15 protein-coding genes are annotated in these 17260 nt (G+C 33.6%); 6 read left to right on the top strand and 9 right to left on the bottom strand.

Annotated elements, in window-relative coordinates; genetic code table 11:
- Positions 1 to 67: 67 nt before the first annotated feature.
- The 3 genes from Q0977_RS09815 to Q0977_RS09825 form a co-directional block, all read right to left on the bottom strand.
- Positions 68 to 1642 carry a peptide chain release factor 3 gene (locus Q0977_RS09815; protein WP_119414683.1) on the bottom strand — a complete coding sequence of 525 codons (1575 nt, stop codon included), beginning with the start codon at positions 1640 to 1642 and terminating at the stop codon, positions 68 to 70.
- 434 nt (positions 1643 to 2076) lie between these two features.
- Positions 2077 to 3555 (bottom strand): UDP-N-acetylmuramoyl-L-alanyl-D-glutamate--2,6-diaminopimelate ligase, encoded by a 1479-nt coding sequence (locus Q0977_RS09820; RefSeq protein ID WP_299513198.1) that lies wholly within the window; start codon positions 3553 to 3555, stop codon positions 2077 to 2079.
- A 17-nt stretch (positions 3556 to 3572) separates the two neighbouring features.
- Positions 3573 to 4628, bottom strand: coding sequence for a M42 family metallopeptidase (locus Q0977_RS09825; protein WP_119414681.1), 1056 nt, complete (start codon positions 4626 to 4628; stop codon positions 3573 to 3575).
- A 105-nt stretch (positions 4629 to 4733) separates the two neighbouring features.
- Between Q0977_RS09825 and Q0977_RS09830 the strand changes: the two genes are divergently transcribed.
- A complete protein-coding gene (locus Q0977_RS09830; RefSeq protein WP_299513203.1) occupies positions 4734 to 6311 on the top strand; it encodes a nitrogen regulation protein NR(II) in 1578 nt (525 codons plus the stop codon).
- A 41-nt stretch (positions 6312 to 6352) separates the two neighbouring features.
- Here the strand turns inward: Q0977_RS09830 and Q0977_RS09835 are convergent, their stop codons facing one another.
- Positions 6353 to 7744, bottom strand: coding sequence for an aldehyde dehydrogenase (locus tag Q0977_RS09835; protein WP_233548016.1), 1392 nt, complete (start codon positions 7742 to 7744; stop codon positions 6353 to 6355).
- Between the two features lie 146 nt (positions 7745 to 7890).
- Here Q0977_RS09835 and Q0977_RS09840 point away from each other — a divergent pair, with 146 nt between their 5' ends.
- Together Q0977_RS09840 and Q0977_RS09845 are read left to right on the top strand one after the other, a co-directional pair.
- Positions 7891 to 8046 carry a hypothetical protein gene (locus Q0977_RS09840; RefSeq protein WP_164489552.1) on the top strand — a complete coding sequence of 52 codons (156 nt, stop codon included), beginning with the start codon at positions 7891 to 7893 and terminating at the stop codon, positions 8044 to 8046.
- Positions 8047 to 8150: 104 nt separating this feature from the next.
- Positions 8151 to 10319: a YhgE/Pip domain-containing protein gene (locus Q0977_RS09845; RefSeq protein ID WP_299513209.1), complete on the top strand. Its 2169-nt coding sequence runs from the start codon at positions 8151 to 8153 to the stop codon at positions 10317 to 10319.
- 892 nt (positions 10320 to 11211) lie between these two features.
- Here the strand turns inward: Q0977_RS09845 and Q0977_RS09850 are convergent.
- From Q0977_RS09850 to Q0977_RS09870, 5 genes are all read right to left on the bottom strand, one after another.
- Positions 11212 to 12210, bottom strand: a complete 999-nt coding sequence (locus Q0977_RS09850; RefSeq protein ID WP_119414678.1) for an inorganic phosphate transporter — start codon at positions 12208 to 12210, stop codon at positions 11212 to 11214.
- 11 nt (positions 12211 to 12221) lie between these two features.
- Complete coding sequence (locus Q0977_RS09855) at positions 12222 to 12842, bottom strand: DUF47 domain-containing protein (RefSeq protein WP_119414677.1); 621 nt, start codon at positions 12840 to 12842, stop codon at positions 12222 to 12224.
- A 381-nt stretch (positions 12843 to 13223) separates the two neighbouring features.
- The gene (locus Q0977_RS09860) at positions 13224 to 13799 is read right to left on the bottom strand and encodes a histidine phosphatase family protein (protein WP_119414676.1); all 576 of its coding nucleotides are present in this window, start codon (positions 13797 to 13799) and stop codon (positions 13224 to 13226) included.
- 96 nt (positions 13800 to 13895) lie between these two features.
- Complete coding sequence (locus Q0977_RS09865; RefSeq protein ID WP_119414761.1) at positions 13896 to 14699, bottom strand: thermonuclease family protein; 804 nt, start codon at positions 14697 to 14699, stop codon at positions 13896 to 13898.
- Positions 14700 to 14843: 144 nt separating this feature from the next.
- The gene (locus Q0977_RS09870) at positions 14844 to 15389 is read right to left on the bottom strand and encodes a phosphatidylglycerophosphatase A (protein ID WP_119414675.1); all 546 of its coding nucleotides are present in this window, start codon (positions 15387 to 15389) and stop codon (positions 14844 to 14846) included.
- 105 nt (positions 15390 to 15494) lie between these two features.
- Here Q0977_RS09870 and Q0977_RS09875 point away from each other — a divergent pair, with 105 nt between their 5' ends.
- The 3 genes from Q0977_RS09875 to Q0977_RS09885 all read left to right on the top strand — a co-directional run bounded on the left by Q0977_RS09875 (position 15495) and on the right by Q0977_RS09885 (position 17252).
- Positions 15495 to 16217, top strand: coding sequence for an esterase family protein (locus Q0977_RS09875; protein WP_299513216.1), 723 nt, complete (start codon positions 15495 to 15497; stop codon positions 16215 to 16217).
- Between the two features lie 87 nt (positions 16218 to 16304).
- On the top strand, positions 16305 to 16823 hold the full coding sequence (locus Q0977_RS09880) for a YjcG family protein (RefSeq protein ID WP_124217585.1): 519 nt from the start codon (positions 16305 to 16307) through the stop codon (positions 16821 to 16823).
- Positions 16824 to 16826: 3 nt separating this feature from the next.
- A complete protein-coding gene (locus Q0977_RS09885) occupies positions 16827 to 17252 on the top strand; it encodes a GNAT family N-acetyltransferase (RefSeq protein WP_119414673.1) in 426 nt (141 codons plus the stop codon).
- Positions 17253 to 17260: the final 8 nt, after the last annotated feature.

Here is a 17260-nt window from a genome sequence, read left to right on the forward strand (position 1 = left end):
CAAAAAGAAGGCCCATAAATGAATAATTCATTCATAGACCTTCTCAAAATTTCAATTAAATTATTTTTTACAATAAACTATATAATTTAATATCAGGGTTTTTATCATGGAACCAACGCATTGCAAATTCATTTTCGAATAAGAATACATAGTTACCAAATCGATCATGGACTAGTGTACTTCGTGGACCTGACATGGATTCTTTAACATCTTCTTCATTTTCAATCCAACGAGCCATTTTATTGCCAATTGGTTCCATACGAACTTCAACATTATATTCGTTTTTCATACGATTTTCGAAAACTTCAAATTGTAATTGTCCGACAGCACCAAGAATGATATCTTCTGTGTGCAATGTCTTATAGTATTGAATAGCCCCTTCTTGTACAAGTTGCTCAATACCTTTATGGAAGTGTTTAGATTTCATAACGTTTTTCGCTGTTACACGGACAAATAATTCTGGTGTAAACTGTGGTAATTTTTCAAATTGGAACGTTTTTTTACCACCTACAATCGTATCACCGATTTGATAGTTACCAGTATCGTATAAACCTATGATATCTCCTGCAACTGCTTCATCTACTGTTTCTCGATCATCTGCTAAAAACTGAGTAGATTGCGTTACTTTGAATGATTTATTTGTACGCGTTAATGTAACATTCATACCACGTTCGAATTTACCTGAAACAATTCGAACAAAAGCAATGCGGTCACGGTGTGCTGGATTCATATTGGCTTGAATTTTAAATACAAAACCTGAAAATTCATCATCTAAAGGTTCTACCAAAGATTCTTCTTCTGTTAAGCGAGGTTGTGGTGTTGGTGCAAATTGCAAATAAGTTTCTAAAAATGTTTGAACACCAAAGTTTGTTAATGCAGAACCGAAGAATACTGGCGTAAGTTCACCTTTAATAATTTTTTCCTTTGAAAAATCATTTCCCGCTTCATCTAATAACATAATATCATCCATTGCTTGCGTGTAATAAGATGATTTTTTCATTTCATGGTCAACAGCAAGCTCACCATTTTCATCTAAAGGTAAGAATCGTTCATCTTCTTCAGTACGGAATTGTTCAATACGTTTGTTATAGCGATCATAAATTCCATAGAATTCTTTCCCCATACCAATAGGCCAGTTCATGGCATAAGCCTGAATTCCTAAAACTTCTTCTAATTCTTCAATCAATTCAAGTGGTTCTTTACCTTGACGGTCTAATTTATTGATAAAAGTAAAAATAGGAATCCCACGCATACTACAAACTTTAAATAATTTTAAGGTTTGTGCTTCAATCCCTTTTGCAGCATCGATAATCATAACCGCGCTATCTACAGCCATTAATGTACGATAAGTATCCTCAGAGAAATCTTGGTGCCCTGGTGTATCCAAAATATTCACTCGACATCCGCTATAATCGAATTGCATAACAGATGATGTTACAGAAATCCCACGTTGTTTCTCAATTTCCATCCAGTCAGATGTTGCAAATTTACCAGTTTTTTTGGCTTTTACAGTACCTGCATCACGAATAGCGCCACCAAAGTATAATAATTTTTCAGTCATTGTCGTTTTACCAGCATCCGGGTGGGAAATGATTGCAAAAGTACGACGTGCTAATATATCTTGTTCAAGTTTCGAACTCATGTTTTTTAACTCCTTTATTCAATCCTTATGTTTATGGGGTGCATAATTAGCCGTTAAAAATTGTAATGCTTTTAGACTTAGTTAATACAAAAGTCTACAATTTCCAACATAGGCTTTAAATTAGAAATCCAAGTTGAACTATTTACACCGGATATCACATTCCTTAATCATGATTATTTTTTAATCGCTATTGAGTCAATATTAAATTATATAAAAACCGAACATTTAATCTTTAAATCAGGTTATTATTTACTCTTTCGAACTGAATATCGATTTATGAAATGCACTCGTTTATCTATTTTGAACAATTATTTTTATCTTCAAAACTTAACTTTTCAATTATAACAAAAAAAGTGGGGATAGTAATACCCCCACTTTATCAATTAGTATATTTTAAATAATTCTTTTTCATAAATATAAGGAAACTGTTCGAATCATTTGGAAATATTAAATTTCACTCTAGCTGCTTCTAACGCAATTTCAGCGTCACTATGAGGATATTTTGTATTCCCAATAATTTGATAATCTTCATGTCCTTTACCAGCAAAGATAATCATATCTCCTGGCTCAGCAACTTCTACTGCATAGCGAACTGCTTCTGCACGGTCACCTATACATTTATATTGATCATGTTGCATACCTTTTTCAAGGTCATTCATAATACTCTCATATTCTTCATAGCGTGGGTCATCAGTTGTTAATATAACATAATCTGCACGTGAAGCCTCTTTTGCCATATCTGGTCGTTTTGATTTATCACGGTTACCACCTGTTCCGATTAAGAAAATCATTTTCTTTTTCTTATAAGGAATCGCTGCAGTTATTGCTTTTTCTATAGCATCTGGTGTATGTGCATAATCGACAAAAATACTAATAGGAAAATCTTTTGGAGAAACTTGTTGCATTCGACCTTTTACCGGTCCCATTGCTTCTAACTGTTCAATAATATCTTTAACAGCATAGCCTTTACAATACAGTGCGGCTGTTGCAGCTAAAGCATTGTAGACATTAAATTCACCAAGTAAATGTAATTGCACAGGGAATGTACCTTCTGGTGTCACCATATCAAAATAAGTCATATGATCATGATATTGACAGTTGATTCCTCTAAAGATTGCTTCTTCGTTTTTAAGACCATATGTCCAAATTGGGAAAGGTGTGATTCCTGCATATTTTTCAGACCAAGGATCATCAGCATTTAAAACTGCATGTTTGTCTTTTTCAAGGTCTTGTCCAAGTTGAGAGAATAATAAGCCCTTCGCATTCCCGTAGTTTTCCATCGTTCCGTGGAAATCTAAATGATCATGTGTTAGGTTAGTGAAGATAGCTACATCAAAGTCTACACCAGCTACTCTTCCTAACACGAGGCCATGTGATGATACTTCCATGACCATTCCTCGACAACCTTCTGCTCTAGCTCTAAAAATCATTTGTTGAGTAGAAAGGGCATCACTTGTAGTATTGCCAGAAGCATACATAATACCATTTAAATTATAACCAGTTGTACCTTTCATAGCAGAGCGAACGCCTAGACCAAGTAGAATAGTTTCGATCATTGTCGCTACACTTGTTTTACCGTTTGTACCAGTTACTCCGAACATCGTAATATCTTTTGATGGATAGTCAAAGAATTTCGCAGCTAATGCTCCGAGCGCTCTATTTGTATCTTTTACAATTACTTGAGCTACATTACCTTGTAAATCTAATTGGCGTTCTGTAACAACAATAATTGCACCATTTTCCACTGCCTTTTGAGCAAAGTCATGACCATCTACCGTATAACCTTTTATACTAACGAAGAGACTTTTCGGTTGAACGCTGCGAGAATCAATGGCTATATCTTTAATATTCTCAGGTAAATTACCAATGATTTTTTTCATCGGTAAACATTGAAGTAATTGTGTTGCTTGCATAATAATTGTTCCTCCTATTATTCATCAATCATTGTTGATGTAACGTACGCAAGCAGTAAAGCAGCTGTATTGCGTAGTGAATCTATATGTGTTCTTTCATAAGCATGAGATGACTCAATGCCAGCACCAAACAATGCATGTCTTACATCATATCCAGCACGAATAGCAGCAGATGCATCTGATCCGTAATATGGGTAGATATCTAATTTGTAATCTATATTATTTGCTTTTGCGAGAGCTACAAGTTGGTGTGTTAACTCATAATGATAAGGGCCACTTGAGTCTTTTGCACAAATTGAAACTGTGTATTCGTCAGTAGCTTGTCCATCTCCAATTGCCCCCATATCAACAGCTATATATTCTACAACTTGATCTGGAATACTTGCATTACCACCATACCCAATTTCCTCGTTATTGGAAATATAGAAATGAGTTGTATATGGTAACTCAATGTTCTCTTTTTTTAGTGTTTTTAGCAATTGAAGCATAAGTGCAGTACTTGCTTTATCATCTAAATGACGAGATTTGACAAATCCTGTTTCAGTTACTTCAAATCGTGGATCAAATGACACAAAATCCCCAACTTCAATTCCTACCGCTCTTGTATCTTCAGCATTAAAGACTTTTTCATCTACACGTACTTCTATATGTTCATCATTTCGAGGTAATTCTCCTGCTTTTTTGTAAACATGTACAGAAGTTTCATGCATTAAGATTGTACCACGTACTTTTTTTCCGGATGCAGTGTGGATTGTGCAATATTCTCCTTCAACTGCATTCCAATTAAAACCACCAATCATCGATAATTTTAACCGTCCGCTAGGTTTAATATCTTTGACAATAGCACCAAGAGTATCTACATGTGCTGTTAGTAAACGATGGCGTTCATCGTTTTTACCTTGGATAGTAGCGATTAATGCACCTTTATTGGTTTGCTTAAATTGTACACCTAATTCTTTTAATAATCCTGATATAAATTTCATAATATCCATTGTATAACCGGATGGACTGGCAGTATTTGCTAACTTTCCAAGTAATTCAACTGTTTCCGCTTCATTAAAAGTGGTTGCCATATAAAAAACCTCCTACTCATTCTTTTCATAATATCAATATATGACATTTTACGACAACGGTAAATCATGTATTATGGTAATAGTATAATAATTAGAGGTGTCTTTATGAAGTACTCCTTAAAGAAAAAAAATCAATATATTCTTCTCATACTGATGACTTTTGTTACCATACATTCAATCATTGGTTTTTTAGGGGTGAAAGATACTATCACACCGTTACCTGATTTTTTTATCATCTTTTGCTTATTAATCATAGTACTTTTTAGCCTAAAAAAAGCTGATAGACTTGTATGTATTCTTTTGACGATAGGATTAAATGGTTATGGATTACTATTCAACTTAGAAACCCATGATCTTACGCATCGTTTAATTATTTTTATTTTACTACTTTTTTTCTTGGCATTATATCAATCATTCTGGTTAAATTTAAGTATCATGGTTGTCACAATGGTGGAATTCTACATACTCTTAAAGTTTCATTATGGTAATTTTTCACATTATTATAATCAATCAGATATTACGATTTTCTTTCTTGTTATCACATTCTTTAGTATCGTCGCAATTGTTCAAAAACTATATTTTCAGAATAAGTTGAAAAGATTAGAAGAAGAAGCAAACACGAAAGAGAAAGAATTATTCTCAAAAGAAGGGTATTTAAAGTTATTTTTCAAATACGCCAAAGACAGTATTGCAGTTTTTGATTTAGATAATCGTGTAATAGAAGTCAACCCTGCTTTTGAAGAACTTTATGGTTGGGCCAGGGAAGAGTGTATTGGGAAAAAGATTTGTATGGTACCTTTTGAAGATTTATATAAGGCAAATGAACGTATTAAACGTATGTACGACGGAGAAAGTTTCCATTTGCTTGAAACGAAAGATATGAAAAAGGACGGTACAATCTTTGATGCTGAGATCACTTTATCCCCTATTTTCGATTCAAAAGGCAAAATTATCGCTACATCTGTTATTACAAGAGATATTTCTTATAAAAAAGAAGCTGAACAAATACGTATTCACTCAGAAAAATTAAAAGTAGCAGGTGAAATTGCAGCAGGTGTTGCTCATGAAATTCGAAATCCATTAACCGTTATATCTGGTTTTGTACAAATGATGAATGAAGATCAAAATTCTCCTTATACATATTATACGAATTTAATCGATTCTGAAATTGATCGTATCAATCTCATAATTAGTGAATTTTTAGTATTATCTAAGCCTTCTTCAATAAGGGCTGTAGACTTCAACATAGATCTAGTACTATCAGATATCGTAACCCTGTATAAACCTGAACTACAGACAAAAAACATTACTTTATCTGTACAACGGATAACGGAAGGACTTATTGTCTCTGGTAATCCAAATCAAATCAAACAAGTTTTTATTAACCTTATAAAAAATGCTTCAGAAGCTATTCAAAGAGATGGTGAAATTACAGTCACAATCGATAAGACAAATGATCACTTTTGTTCAATTAGCATAAAGGATACAGGACAAGGTATGAAAAAAGAAGTCGTGGAACATATCTTTGAACCTTTCTATACAACTAAACCTGATGGAACTGGTCTAGGAATGATGATTATTGAAAAAATCATCAAAGAACATCATGGACATATTGACATTGATAGTTCATTTGGAAAAGGTACCGAAATAAAGTTCTACCTACCTTTACATAAAGAAAATTAAAAAGACTTTCCCTAGTCAATCGACATGGGAAAGTCTTTTTTTTATCGCAAAATCGTTTTTACTAATTTAACCTTTTGTTTATATGGTGGATATAAAAGATTATTGGAAAACTTAGTTGACTTTTTCAATATTGACTTTGGATGGGTAAAACATTCAAAGCTCGCTTTACCATGATAATTATGAACACCAGAAGTTCCAACTCCTCCAAATGGTAGATGCATACTTGCAACATGTGTAATCGTATCATTAATACATCCTCCACCAAATGGTAATTCATCTAAAAAGTATTGGATTGCTTTATCTGTCTCTGAAAAGAAATAAGCTGCCAATGGTTTAGGGTTTTGTCGAATTTGATGAATGACTAAACGTAAATCATCATAAACTAATATAGGCATAATTGGACCAAAAATCTCGTCTTCCATTATTGGACTATCCCATACAATGTCTTCTAACACCGTAGGTTCAATGTACAAATCATCTCGATCAGTATAACCTCCGAACAAAATATGATTTCGTTCTTGATCTAGCAAACCTTTTAAACGATCAAACTGTTTGGTATTAATAATACGACCAAAATCCGGACTCTTCTGGGGATCTTTTCCGTAAAATTTTTGCAAGGTCTTTTTTAAATGGCGTATAAACGGGACTTTTACTGATTCATGGACAAGTACATAATCCGGTGCTACACAAGTTTGACCTGCATTCGTAAATTTCCCCCAGACAATTCTTTTCACAGCTACTTCTATATTCGCTGTTTGATCAACAATTGCAGGACTCTTTCCTCCAAGTTCTAAAGTATATGGAGTCAAACGTTCAGCACAAGCACTTGCCACAATTTTCCCTACAGCAACACTGCCTGTAAAGAAAACAAAATCAAATGATGAATGGATAAGCGCTGTTGTTTCTTCCACTTGACCTTCTACAATTCGAACATATTGTTCTTCAAATGTTTCTTGAATAATTTTTTTAATCACCGCAGTTGTATGAGGAGCCGATTCAGATGGTTTTACAATCGCAGTATTTCCACCAATAATTGCACCGATTAATGGCTCCATGACTAGCTGAAATGGATAATTAAACGGTCCAATAATTAATGTAACACCGTATGGTTCTCTAACAATAAAACTTTTTGCCGGTTGTAAATGAATCGGTGTTGATACTGCTACTGGATGCATCCATTCTTCCAAATACTTTTGCATATAACTAATACTATCTAATACTAATCCAACTTCTGTAGAATATGCTTCAAATTCACTTTTACGTAAATCATCATGAAGCGCTTGCATAATTTCCTTTTCATAATGACTAATCGTAGTCTTCAATTTTTTTAATTGTTCTTTACGAAAATCAATCTTTTTTGTAGCACCAGAAAAAAAATATTTCCGTTGCTCAGATATCATTAACTCTACATCTTGCATAGAAAATTCCGCCATATTCATCCCCCTTAAACGTATAAAAAAGTGCAAGTCACCCATACTATTTTCAGCTACATAGCCAATGATTTGCCAGCACGTACTGTCTTTTTTCAAATTGTACCATTTGTGAATTTTGAATTCTACTCGCGAAGGGAGAACAGACTATGTTAAAAACAGAAACTTGGTGGGAATCACTTTTTACTGGAGATTTATCAGTTGGTATTTCGTTTGAACGACAACAGGAATTAGAAGATGAAGAATTTTTGTATTTGCGACATTTAGATGATATAAATCGTAACGATGAATCTGAATTATTTTAACGACATTCGAATTTAAACTATTATCTCATCCATTAATAAGCGGGTATGTGTGCGGGTTTGCTCGTACACATACTTTTTTACTAGACCCGAGGTGGTACACACTTATGAAAAACATTTGGAGCATCTACTTAAAAGATTTAAGAAGTGTAGGAACAAATTGGGTATCCGCTATTATCATTTCAGGTTTAATAATTCTGCCATCCCTTTATGCATGGCTAAATATCGCTGCATCATGGGATCCATATGGACGAACAAGTCAAATTCCAGTAGGTATAGTCAATGAAGATACAGGAGCTACTGTTCAAGGTCATTCATTTAACGCTGGAAAAGAACTCATTTCTGAGTTAAAGGATAATCATGATATGAATTGGAAATTCTCCAATCAAAAAGAAGCGTTAAAACATCTAAACAATGGTGATTATTTTGCAGTTATTGTCATCCCTCAAAATTTTTCGGCGCATTTAGCAACCGTGATTAACACTCACCCTGAAAAAGCAACTCTTGAATACTATGTCAATGAAAAGATAAATTCTATTGCCCCTAAAATTACGAGTAAGGGGGCCAGTGTCCTTGTCGAAACAATGAGCAGTAAATTTATCGGTACGGTCAATGGCACTATTTTTGATATATTTAATCGAATTGGTGTCGAGTTGCAAAGAGATATACCAGATATTGAAAAATTCAAAGATTTCGTATTTACATTAGAAAAAGATTTACCTACAATTTACGACAAATTAAAAATAGCACAACAAGATGTAGAAAAAGCGAGTGAAATCCTTCAATATGCAAAAGAAAAGGCTCCACAAGTAAACAATTTAACTTCAAAAGGATTATCAACAGTTGATCAAACACTTACTTTTGTCGATCATGCGGAATCACAACTAAACTCGATTAGCCCTCAAGTGAAACAAGATATAGAAACCGTTAAACAAATCTCTACGACCACAAATAACCTTTTAACACGATTAAGTAAAAGTAATCTTACCTTTTCGGATGCAACAGCTATTAAAACACAGTTAAACAAAAATGTTTCAGAAGCAAATGAAAAAATAACAACCATAAATCAACTATTACTTTCTTTAAAACAATATATTACTGATCACAATATAGATTCAAACTCGCAACAATTAGATAATGCGATTGCTCAAACAGAGACCATTCAAACTATTTTACAACAAGCTCAAACACAAGGAACTGAGCTTAATACCTTACTTGATAACAAAGAACAAGAAATAAGCAATTCGCTTGGTCAACTTCAACAGATAGCGTCTAACACATCTATCGGATTAGATCGATTTACAAATATATTTGAACAAACAATTGAACCAACAATACTCTCGCAGATTACAAACGTAAAACAAACTTTGACACAGGCCAAAACTATTCTGTTGGACATTAAAAAAGCAATTCCCGAAGTAGAAAATATACTAAATAACGCAAATAGCTTTGTGAATGATACTAAAAAAGGTATGAATACACTTATCAGCGAATACCCAATAATTTACGATCGAGTGCATCAATTGGCCAATAAAATACGGAACTTCGATAAAGAGATGAATTTAGAAAGTATTATTCAGTTATTAATAAATGATCCCTTGGCAGAAAAATCATTTTTCGAAGAACCTATTAAGATGCATGAAAATCGTATTTTCCCTATCCCCAATTACGGAACTGGTATGGCGCCATTTTATTCAGTATTAGCTATTTGGGTTGGTTGTCTTTTACTGATTTCTTTATTAGCGGTCGACACAAATGAAGACGCACAATACAAAATTCGCGAAGTATACTTTGGAAAACTTCTTACTTTTTGGACCATAGGATTACTTCAAACGGCTATCATTGTATTAGGAGATATTTTCATCTTGCATGTATCTGCACAGTCCCCGGTTTGTTTCTTTTTCTTCAGTTTATTTATAAGCCTTGTTTTTATGTCCATCGTTTATACACTCGTATCTGTTTTTGGCGATGTCGGTAAAGCTCTATCCATTATTTTGCTTGTTTTACAACTTGCGGGTTCAGGTGGGACATACCCTACAGTTTTATTACCAAAGTTTTTTCAAATTATAAATCCGTATCTTCCTTTCACTTATGCGATTTCTTTAACAAGAGAAGCAATAGGGGGAATCACACAACATACAATCATTATTGACTTTATCTTCTTATCAGTACTGTTGATTTTTTGTTTAATATTTGGGAGTATTTTCAAAAAGCAGCTACGTGATTTAACCCGAAAAATGTTACGCAAATCCAGAGAATCTGGTCTATTTCATTAAAAAGCGACTACATCTCCAATTATGTAGCCGCTTTCATTTTTGGATTATTTAATGTTAATATATTGACATTTATGAAATTGAAAATTATGATTGACTAGGATTCTTACATAAGTATAAGTAAGACTCAATAATCTCAGACAAAGGCCTTGCACAATAATTTATTGTGTAAGGCTTTTGTTTTTTAATATTCTGTATCGCCTAAAATACTAAAAACTGCTGTATTTAAAATCATAAAAGCAACGATAGAGATAATTTCAATAGCCATTCTATTTCACTTCCTTGTTATATTCTGTAACTTCATTTGATAAGGCTATCCAGATAAATATATAATTTCCAAATAATTTCTAATTTAATATAAACGAAATTTTCCATCTGAATCATATTATTAAAAAGATAGTCACTTTTAAAACCCATTTAATCATTATAATCAAAAACTATACTTTCCTGCAAAGTTTTTTACTTTTTCATCACTGAATCTAATTGTATTATACTAAAAAGTATATATAAGCTTGCCTTTTTCAAAATAACTTGTATAATAATATATTAGGTGCCAAACCTATGTGAATATTTATTTATAAATATTCACAAAAAAGAACTCCGTAACAGCACGGATTGCTGGGAGTCCTTTTCTTACGAGCAGGCAGATGAGCGCCTGCTTTTTTATTTTGCCTATTATTTACCTTTCGTATTCTTCAATGTATTAATCATCATCAAGTCCTTCTTACATAACAAACTTCTAATTAACTTTGTTCGACTTATTCCTAACAGATACTTTAAATAATTTGATATAAAAGAGTTGCTTACAATCATCCATAAGACTCTTTTTTTGACTTGGTTTTATTTCAAATCAAAAACTGCCTCAACAGTTTTTGACTGTGAGACAGTAATAATTTTAAAATATCAAATTTAAAACAAAGTAACACAATGCGGCTAGTGTTGCAGCTATTGGCATAGTGATGATCCAAGTAAGTACAATTTTACGTGCCACACCCCACTTAACCCCTTTTACGCGTTGAGCAGAACCTACACCCATAATCGCTGAGGAAATAACATGTGTTGTACTAACAGGTAAGTGGATTAATGTAGCTCCAAAGATAACAGAGGCTGAGGCTAAATCTGCTGCTGCACCATTTATCGGTCGCAGCTTCATAATCTTGCCACCAACTGTTTTGATAATCTTATATCCTCCCACAGAAGTTCCTAATCCCATAGCAGTTGCTGCCGCAATACGTACCCAAAGTTGGATATCGTCACCGGCTTGCATTTCAGCAGCTATTAACGCCATTGTAATAATACCCATTGCTTTTTGCGCATCATTAGTACCATGTGTGAATGATTGAATTGCTGCCGTACAAATTTGCAACAACCGAATTCCTTTGTTTGTCCTATAGAGATTTGCATTTCGGAATAATATTTTAAATAGTGACATCATTAAGAAGCCGGCTACAATTGCGATAAAAGGTGAAAGAAGTAGAGCTTCTAATATTTTAATAAATCCACTATAATTTAATATTCCAAATCCTGCAGCTGCAATTGCTGCACCAGCTATAGAACCAATAATAGCGTGGGATGAGCTAGATGGTATTCCAAAATACCAAGTAACCAAATTCCAAATAATAGCGGCTATTAAAGCAGCTAAGATTACAACTGATCCATTAGATAACGCAAAAGGATCTACAATATCCTTTGTTATTGCTTTTGCCACGCCCGTAAAAGTAATAGCACCGATAAAGTTCATAATAGCAGCCATCATTACAGCTGCTTTTGGTGGAAGAGCTCTAGTTGAGACTGATGTTGCAATAGCGTTAGCTGTATCATGGAAACCATTTATAAAATCAAACGCTAGTGCGAAGATTACCACTAATACGGTTAAAATAACTACTGTATCCATTTGCCCGCTCCTTAAGCATTACGCATAATAATTGTTTCCATCGTGTTTGCAACATTTTGACAATCATCTGCAATATCTTCAAGTTGTTCATATATATCTTTAAATTGAATAATTTTAATCGGATCTTTTTCACGCAAGAATAATTGCTTAATAGAAGTACGTAATACTTCATCACATTTACTCTCATAATCTTTTATTAAAATAGCATTCTCGCGCATACTCGTTAAATTTTTATTTTGCAATTTTTCCATTGCTTTTACAACCTCATCAGCACTTTTTACAATATAACTAATAAAAGTATTCATGGAATTATCAGGTTTAGTTAAAGCAAACATGTATATATGTGCAATACATTCTTCCATACCATCAAGAACATCATCCATGCTATTCGCTAAAGCAAGGATATCTTCTCTCTCAATAGGTGTCATAAATGATTTATTGAGCATTACGATCAATTCATGAATAAGTGAGTCACCATCAGTTTCATATCGTTTCATTCGAGTACTAATCTCATGTAAGTCCTCTAAATTTTGAACATGAACATCATTAGCGTAGTGTACTGCCTCTTGAACATTCAATGAAATTTTGTGCAATACCTCAAAAAATGGATCTTCTTTTTTTCGACTAAACATAAATTCCTCCTGAAAAGTTAGTGTCAAAACATGTTGTTTTGAGCGCAAAAATATCTTAACAACAAATTCATAAAAATACTCGAAAATTTACACTAATTAACGCAAGATTTACAATTCTGTAATATAAGCGTTCACAAATTCGCAAAAGAATTTATTTTTTAATAAAAAAACGGATCTTCCATTTCATTTAAATAAAAGTCCTTTACCGTTAAAACATTGATATCAATAGGTTTAATGAACTTCCAACATCTAAAGTCCATGTCAATAGTTATTTCAGTTTTAGATATTCATAATTTTCACAATTACAAAAATACTTATTTACAAATTCACAAAAAAAGAGATGTCAATTTTCGACATCTCCTTTAACTCTCATAGGATAAACTAAATATCCTTTAAATGTTGTATTTCATTATAGTTGTCCAACCACCAATTTCCGTCTTTATTATAAATCAGGCTCACCCCACCATTTGAAAGAAGATCACTTTGAGGGTAGATAGAAGAATTTTTTACCATCGTGAAAAGTGTGTGTATGACTGCACCATGTGTAACTAATATCACTTTTCCTTCAGGATATTGATGTTGAATGGTTTGTAGTCCTTTTGAGATTCTTTGTTTTAAATCTTCAATTGATTCTTGATTTGGATATATTTTATCGGGATAGTTTTTAATCCTTTCCTCGTAAGTCATCCCTTCCGCTACTCCAAAAGTACGTTCAGCGAATTCTTTTAAAGTATAAAAAGGTAGTTGTAATGTTTCGTTTATGATTGCTGCCGTTTGACTCGCCCGATCAAGAGAACTCGTATACATGGCATTACAAGCTTTATTTTCAAAATAGCTTCTACATGCCATTGCTTGTTGTTTTCCTCTTTGATTTAAAGATGTATTTGTTCCACCTTGGAGCCTTCCTTCACAATTCCAATCTGTTTCCCCATGTCTTACTATATAAATTTTAGTCATATGCACACCTCTTTTACTTTGAGTAACATCGTAACATATAAATCTCAATGCAAACTATACATTTTTTTGAAATTTTTCATTTCATTACTTTTCCTTTTACCCTGCAGCTTTTGTAAAACCAGCTTCTTGTGCTTCTTTTTCAGAACAAAACATTTTTTCAGCCTTTACAGCATCATAATTGTTCATACCTGGGAGATGATAGAGCTTTTTACCCTTACTATTAATATTTCCTTTAATGTTACATGTTGCTCCTGATTTCACGTTAGATTGATTTTCTTGAGAGTGGTTATCTGTAGAAGGATGATTTGTTGATATTCCTTTTGACGAATCAGTTCCTGGGCTCCAATTTTTTACTACTGATTTTACAAAGCCTCGATCTGTCACATATCCGTCATATTTCCATATACCTTTTTTCTCTCTTTTTGCTTCTTCTTGAATTTCCTTATACTTTTTTACATACCTTGTGTTAGGTTCATATATGTAACCAACCCGAACAAGACCTTCCCGGATTAATTGTTCTTGAACACTCTTACCATCTGCATAGACATAGGCGAGTAGTCGTCCATACTTATCTTCTTTACCACCTACATCAAACTCTAATGTCACATTCTTGGCATTATTTAAAATCTCACGGTTTCTAGCTTGTGCTTCACGTCCAAATGGCTGCTCCCCTAGTGTCTTATGATACATTTCAGGCGCATCTACTAATAAAAAACGTACTTTTTTCGTCTCACCTTTATATTTTACTTTCATCGTATCGCCATCCATAACACTTACAACTTCCACTTTTTCTTGATTTGAATCATTTTTAGAGTTGGATGTATTACTAATTTTGCAACCTGCTAAAAACACAATTACAAGGCTACATATTACGATCATCCATATTTTCAATTTTTTCACCATCATTCTTATATTTTTTCATGTTGAACCAGCGGAGTACTTGTCCAGTTCAATAAGAGAAATCCGAAACGCTAAAGTATTTCCTAGCGCTTCGGATCTAGCTTAACAATTTGACTTTTAATCTATTAAATAATCATTTTAATATTAAATCTTATCTTTCTCGATTATTGATTCACCTGCTTCTTCTAAATCACGAATACGATGGGCTAATCGAGAGGAAGCTGATGCTGCAATACTTCCGACTAAATCATCTAAGAATGTATGCACACCGTTTTCTCCCTTTGTATCAAGCTGTTGAATAATCCCCATTTTCTTTTTATCTAAATGCCCATAGGTTGTGACAGCAATACTACCATACGTCAATACAGAGCCAATTGCTAATGTTTCATCAACACCAAATAGGCTTTCATCAGATTCGATTAACTGTTGCAATGGTTGAGATAGCATGCCTTTCTCTGCTAATTCATCTAATTCGATTCCTACGAGGAGTGCGTGTTGAACTTCTCTCTTATTTAAAACCCGCTCAACTGACCCAATGCAATGGCTAAGTGTTAAGCCATTGTTATATGGATATTGCATTTCATAAACAATTTCTGCAATATCATTTATCGTTACGCCTCTGCGTTCTAATGCTTCTCTTGCCGCTTTGGCTACCGTATCTGAAGAAACTTTCAATTTTTCGTTGTACATTCGATAAACCTCATTTCCACTATATAATTCAGTCTATCTTCCATTATACCTTTGCTAATTCATATGTTACAATTTCCCTACATACACATTAAAGGAGTGTTCAATGTGGGACAAGGTACCATCACAGATTTAGAATTTTACAGCGAAGCCCTAAAAGAATCGTTGGAACTACTAATATATCTTCCAGCTAATTATTCTCCTTTTTATAAATATTCGGTTTTAATCGCTTCAGACGGAAAAGATTACTTCCAATTAGGTCGAATTAGCCGTGTAGCTGATGAGTATTTAGAAAATGAAGAAATAGAAAATTTAATCATAGTTGGCGTTCCATATAAAAACGTAGAAGATCGCAGAAGAAAATACTTACCTACTGGAGATTTACATGACGCTTATTTGCGTTTTTTAGCACATGAACTTGTTCCGTATATTGACAAAAATTATTCAACATATCAAATTGGCATGAGTCGTGCGCTTATTGGAGATTCTCAGGCAGCAACCGTTTCTTTGTTAGCCGCAATCGCTTACCCTAACATTTTTGGTAAAGTCATTTTGCAATCACCATATGTTGACGATGAAGTGCTGAAAAAAGTTCACAAGATAAAAGATCCGAATGCGTTATCCATATATCATGTCATAGGACTTGGTGAACATAAAGTAGTAACAATGAATAAGTCAATCAAAGACTTCCTTACACCAAATCGGGAACTTCATCAATTATTTCTTAAAAAAAACATTTCAACCTTTTACGAAGAAATTGAGGGGCAGCATTCATGGAAATATTGGCAGTCAGATTTGCGAAGAGCTATTTTGCAAAAATTCGGTCTTTAAAAAGGTTATGTTATTCCTAGAGTAAGTTTTTCTGCTATACTGAAAATTAAATACAATTATTGTTGAACTCCAAGGAGGTCGTTCATGATGAAATATGGTATTGTAGCTTTTCCTTCTAAGCAACTACAAGACTTTGCAAATTCTTACCGAAAAAGATATGACTCTCATTATGCTAAAATCACACCTCATATTACATTAAAAGCTGGTGTAACAGAAGTAGAGGACTCACAGATTGAAAGCATATCAGAATATGTTAAAGAGATTTGTCATCAATTTAGTCCCCTTAAGATTCATGTTACAAAAGTTAGTTCATTTGCACCTGTAAATAACGCAATCTATTTAAAAGTCGAGCCAACCGAAGAGCTTCTGAATTTGCACAATGCATTACATACAGAGAGGTTTGGCGGAAAAGCAGAGTATAAATTCGTTCCTCATATCACCATTGCTCAAGATATGAGTTCCGGAGAACATGACGATATTTACGGACAATTACGTATGACAAAAGTAGATTTTAGCGAAGTCATCAATCGTATTCATTTACTCTATCAACTAGAGGACGGTTCTTGGACTGTTTACGAAACATATCGTCTAACAGGAGAAGCATAGTCTTTGGTATTCGCAAAAATTGTTGAAACGGAAAAAGAACTTCAGGATGCCTTTTTTGTTCGTGAAGAGGTTTTCGTGAAAGAGCAAGGTATTCCTCGACCTTTAGAAAAAGATGAATATGATGATATCGCTACACATTTTGTTGCTTATTTTGATCATCGTCCAATTGCTGCGGGGCGAGTACGCTTTAAAGATCTGACAGCTATCGTTGACCGTGTTTGTGTTATACCACCTTTTCGTAGAAAGCAAATTGGGGTATTAATGATGCAAAGTCTTGAACAGTATATTCAAGGATCGAATATCAAAAAGGTTAAACTTAATGCACAAACTCATGCAATTCCATTTTATGAAAAACAAAATTATTGCATTACTTCTCCAGAATTTTTAGATGCGGGAGTGCCTTACCGTGCAATGGAAAAAGTTCTATAATGTATAAA

It is taken from the genome of uncultured Rummeliibacillus sp. (genome assembly GCF_934216135.1).
GTDB lineage: Bacteria > Bacillota > Bacilli > Bacillales_A > Planococcaceae > Rummeliibacillus.

What these genes read in the sequence shown, in the direction of transcription:
- Q0977_RS09880 (WP_124217585.1), top strand. Translation starts at nt 16,305, where the DNA reads ATGAAATATGGTATTGTAGCTTTTCCTTCTAAGCAACTACAAGACTTT.
- Q0977_RS09835 (WP_233548016.1), bottom strand. Translation starts at nt 7,744, where the DNA reads ATGGCGGAATTTTCTATGCAAGATGTAGAGTTAATGATATCTGAGCAA.
- Q0977_RS09815 (WP_119414683.1), bottom strand. Translation starts at nt 1,642, where the DNA reads ATGAGTTCGAAACTTGAACAAGATATATTAGCACGTCGTACTTTTGCA.
- Q0977_RS09870 (WP_119414675.1), bottom strand. Translation starts at nt 15,389, where the DNA reads ATGTACAACGAAAAATTGAAAGTTTCTTCAGATACGGTAGCCAAAGCG.
- Q0977_RS09850 (WP_119414678.1), bottom strand. Translation starts at nt 12,210, where the DNA reads ATGGATACAGTAGTTATTTTAACCGTATTAGTGGTAATCTTCGCACTA.
- Q0977_RS09820 (WP_299513198.1), bottom strand. Translation starts at nt 3,555, where the DNA reads ATGCAAGCAACACAATTACTTCAATGTTTACCGATGAAAAAAATCATT.
- Q0977_RS09845 (WP_299513209.1), top strand. Translation starts at nt 8,151, where the DNA reads ATGAAAAACATTTGGAGCATCTACTTAAAAGATTTAAGAAGTGTAGGA.
- Q0977_RS09830 (WP_299513203.1), top strand. Translation starts at nt 4,734, where the DNA reads ATGAAGTACTCCTTAAAGAAAAAAAATCAATATATTCTTCTCATACTG.
- Q0977_RS09840 (WP_164489552.1), top strand. Translation starts at nt 7,891, where the DNA reads ATGTTAAAAACAGAAACTTGGTGGGAATCACTTTTTACTGGAGATTTA.
- Q0977_RS09860 (WP_119414676.1), bottom strand. Translation starts at nt 13,799, where the DNA reads ATGACTAAAATTTATATAGTAAGACATGGGGAAACAGATTGGAATTGT.
- Q0977_RS09855 (WP_119414677.1), bottom strand. Translation starts at nt 12,842, where the DNA reads ATGTTTAGTCGAAAAAAAGAAGATCCATTTTTTGAGGTATTGCACAAA.
- Q0977_RS09825 (WP_119414681.1), bottom strand. Translation starts at nt 4,628, where the DNA reads ATGGCAACCACTTTTAATGAAGCGGAAACAGTTGAATTACTTGGAAAG.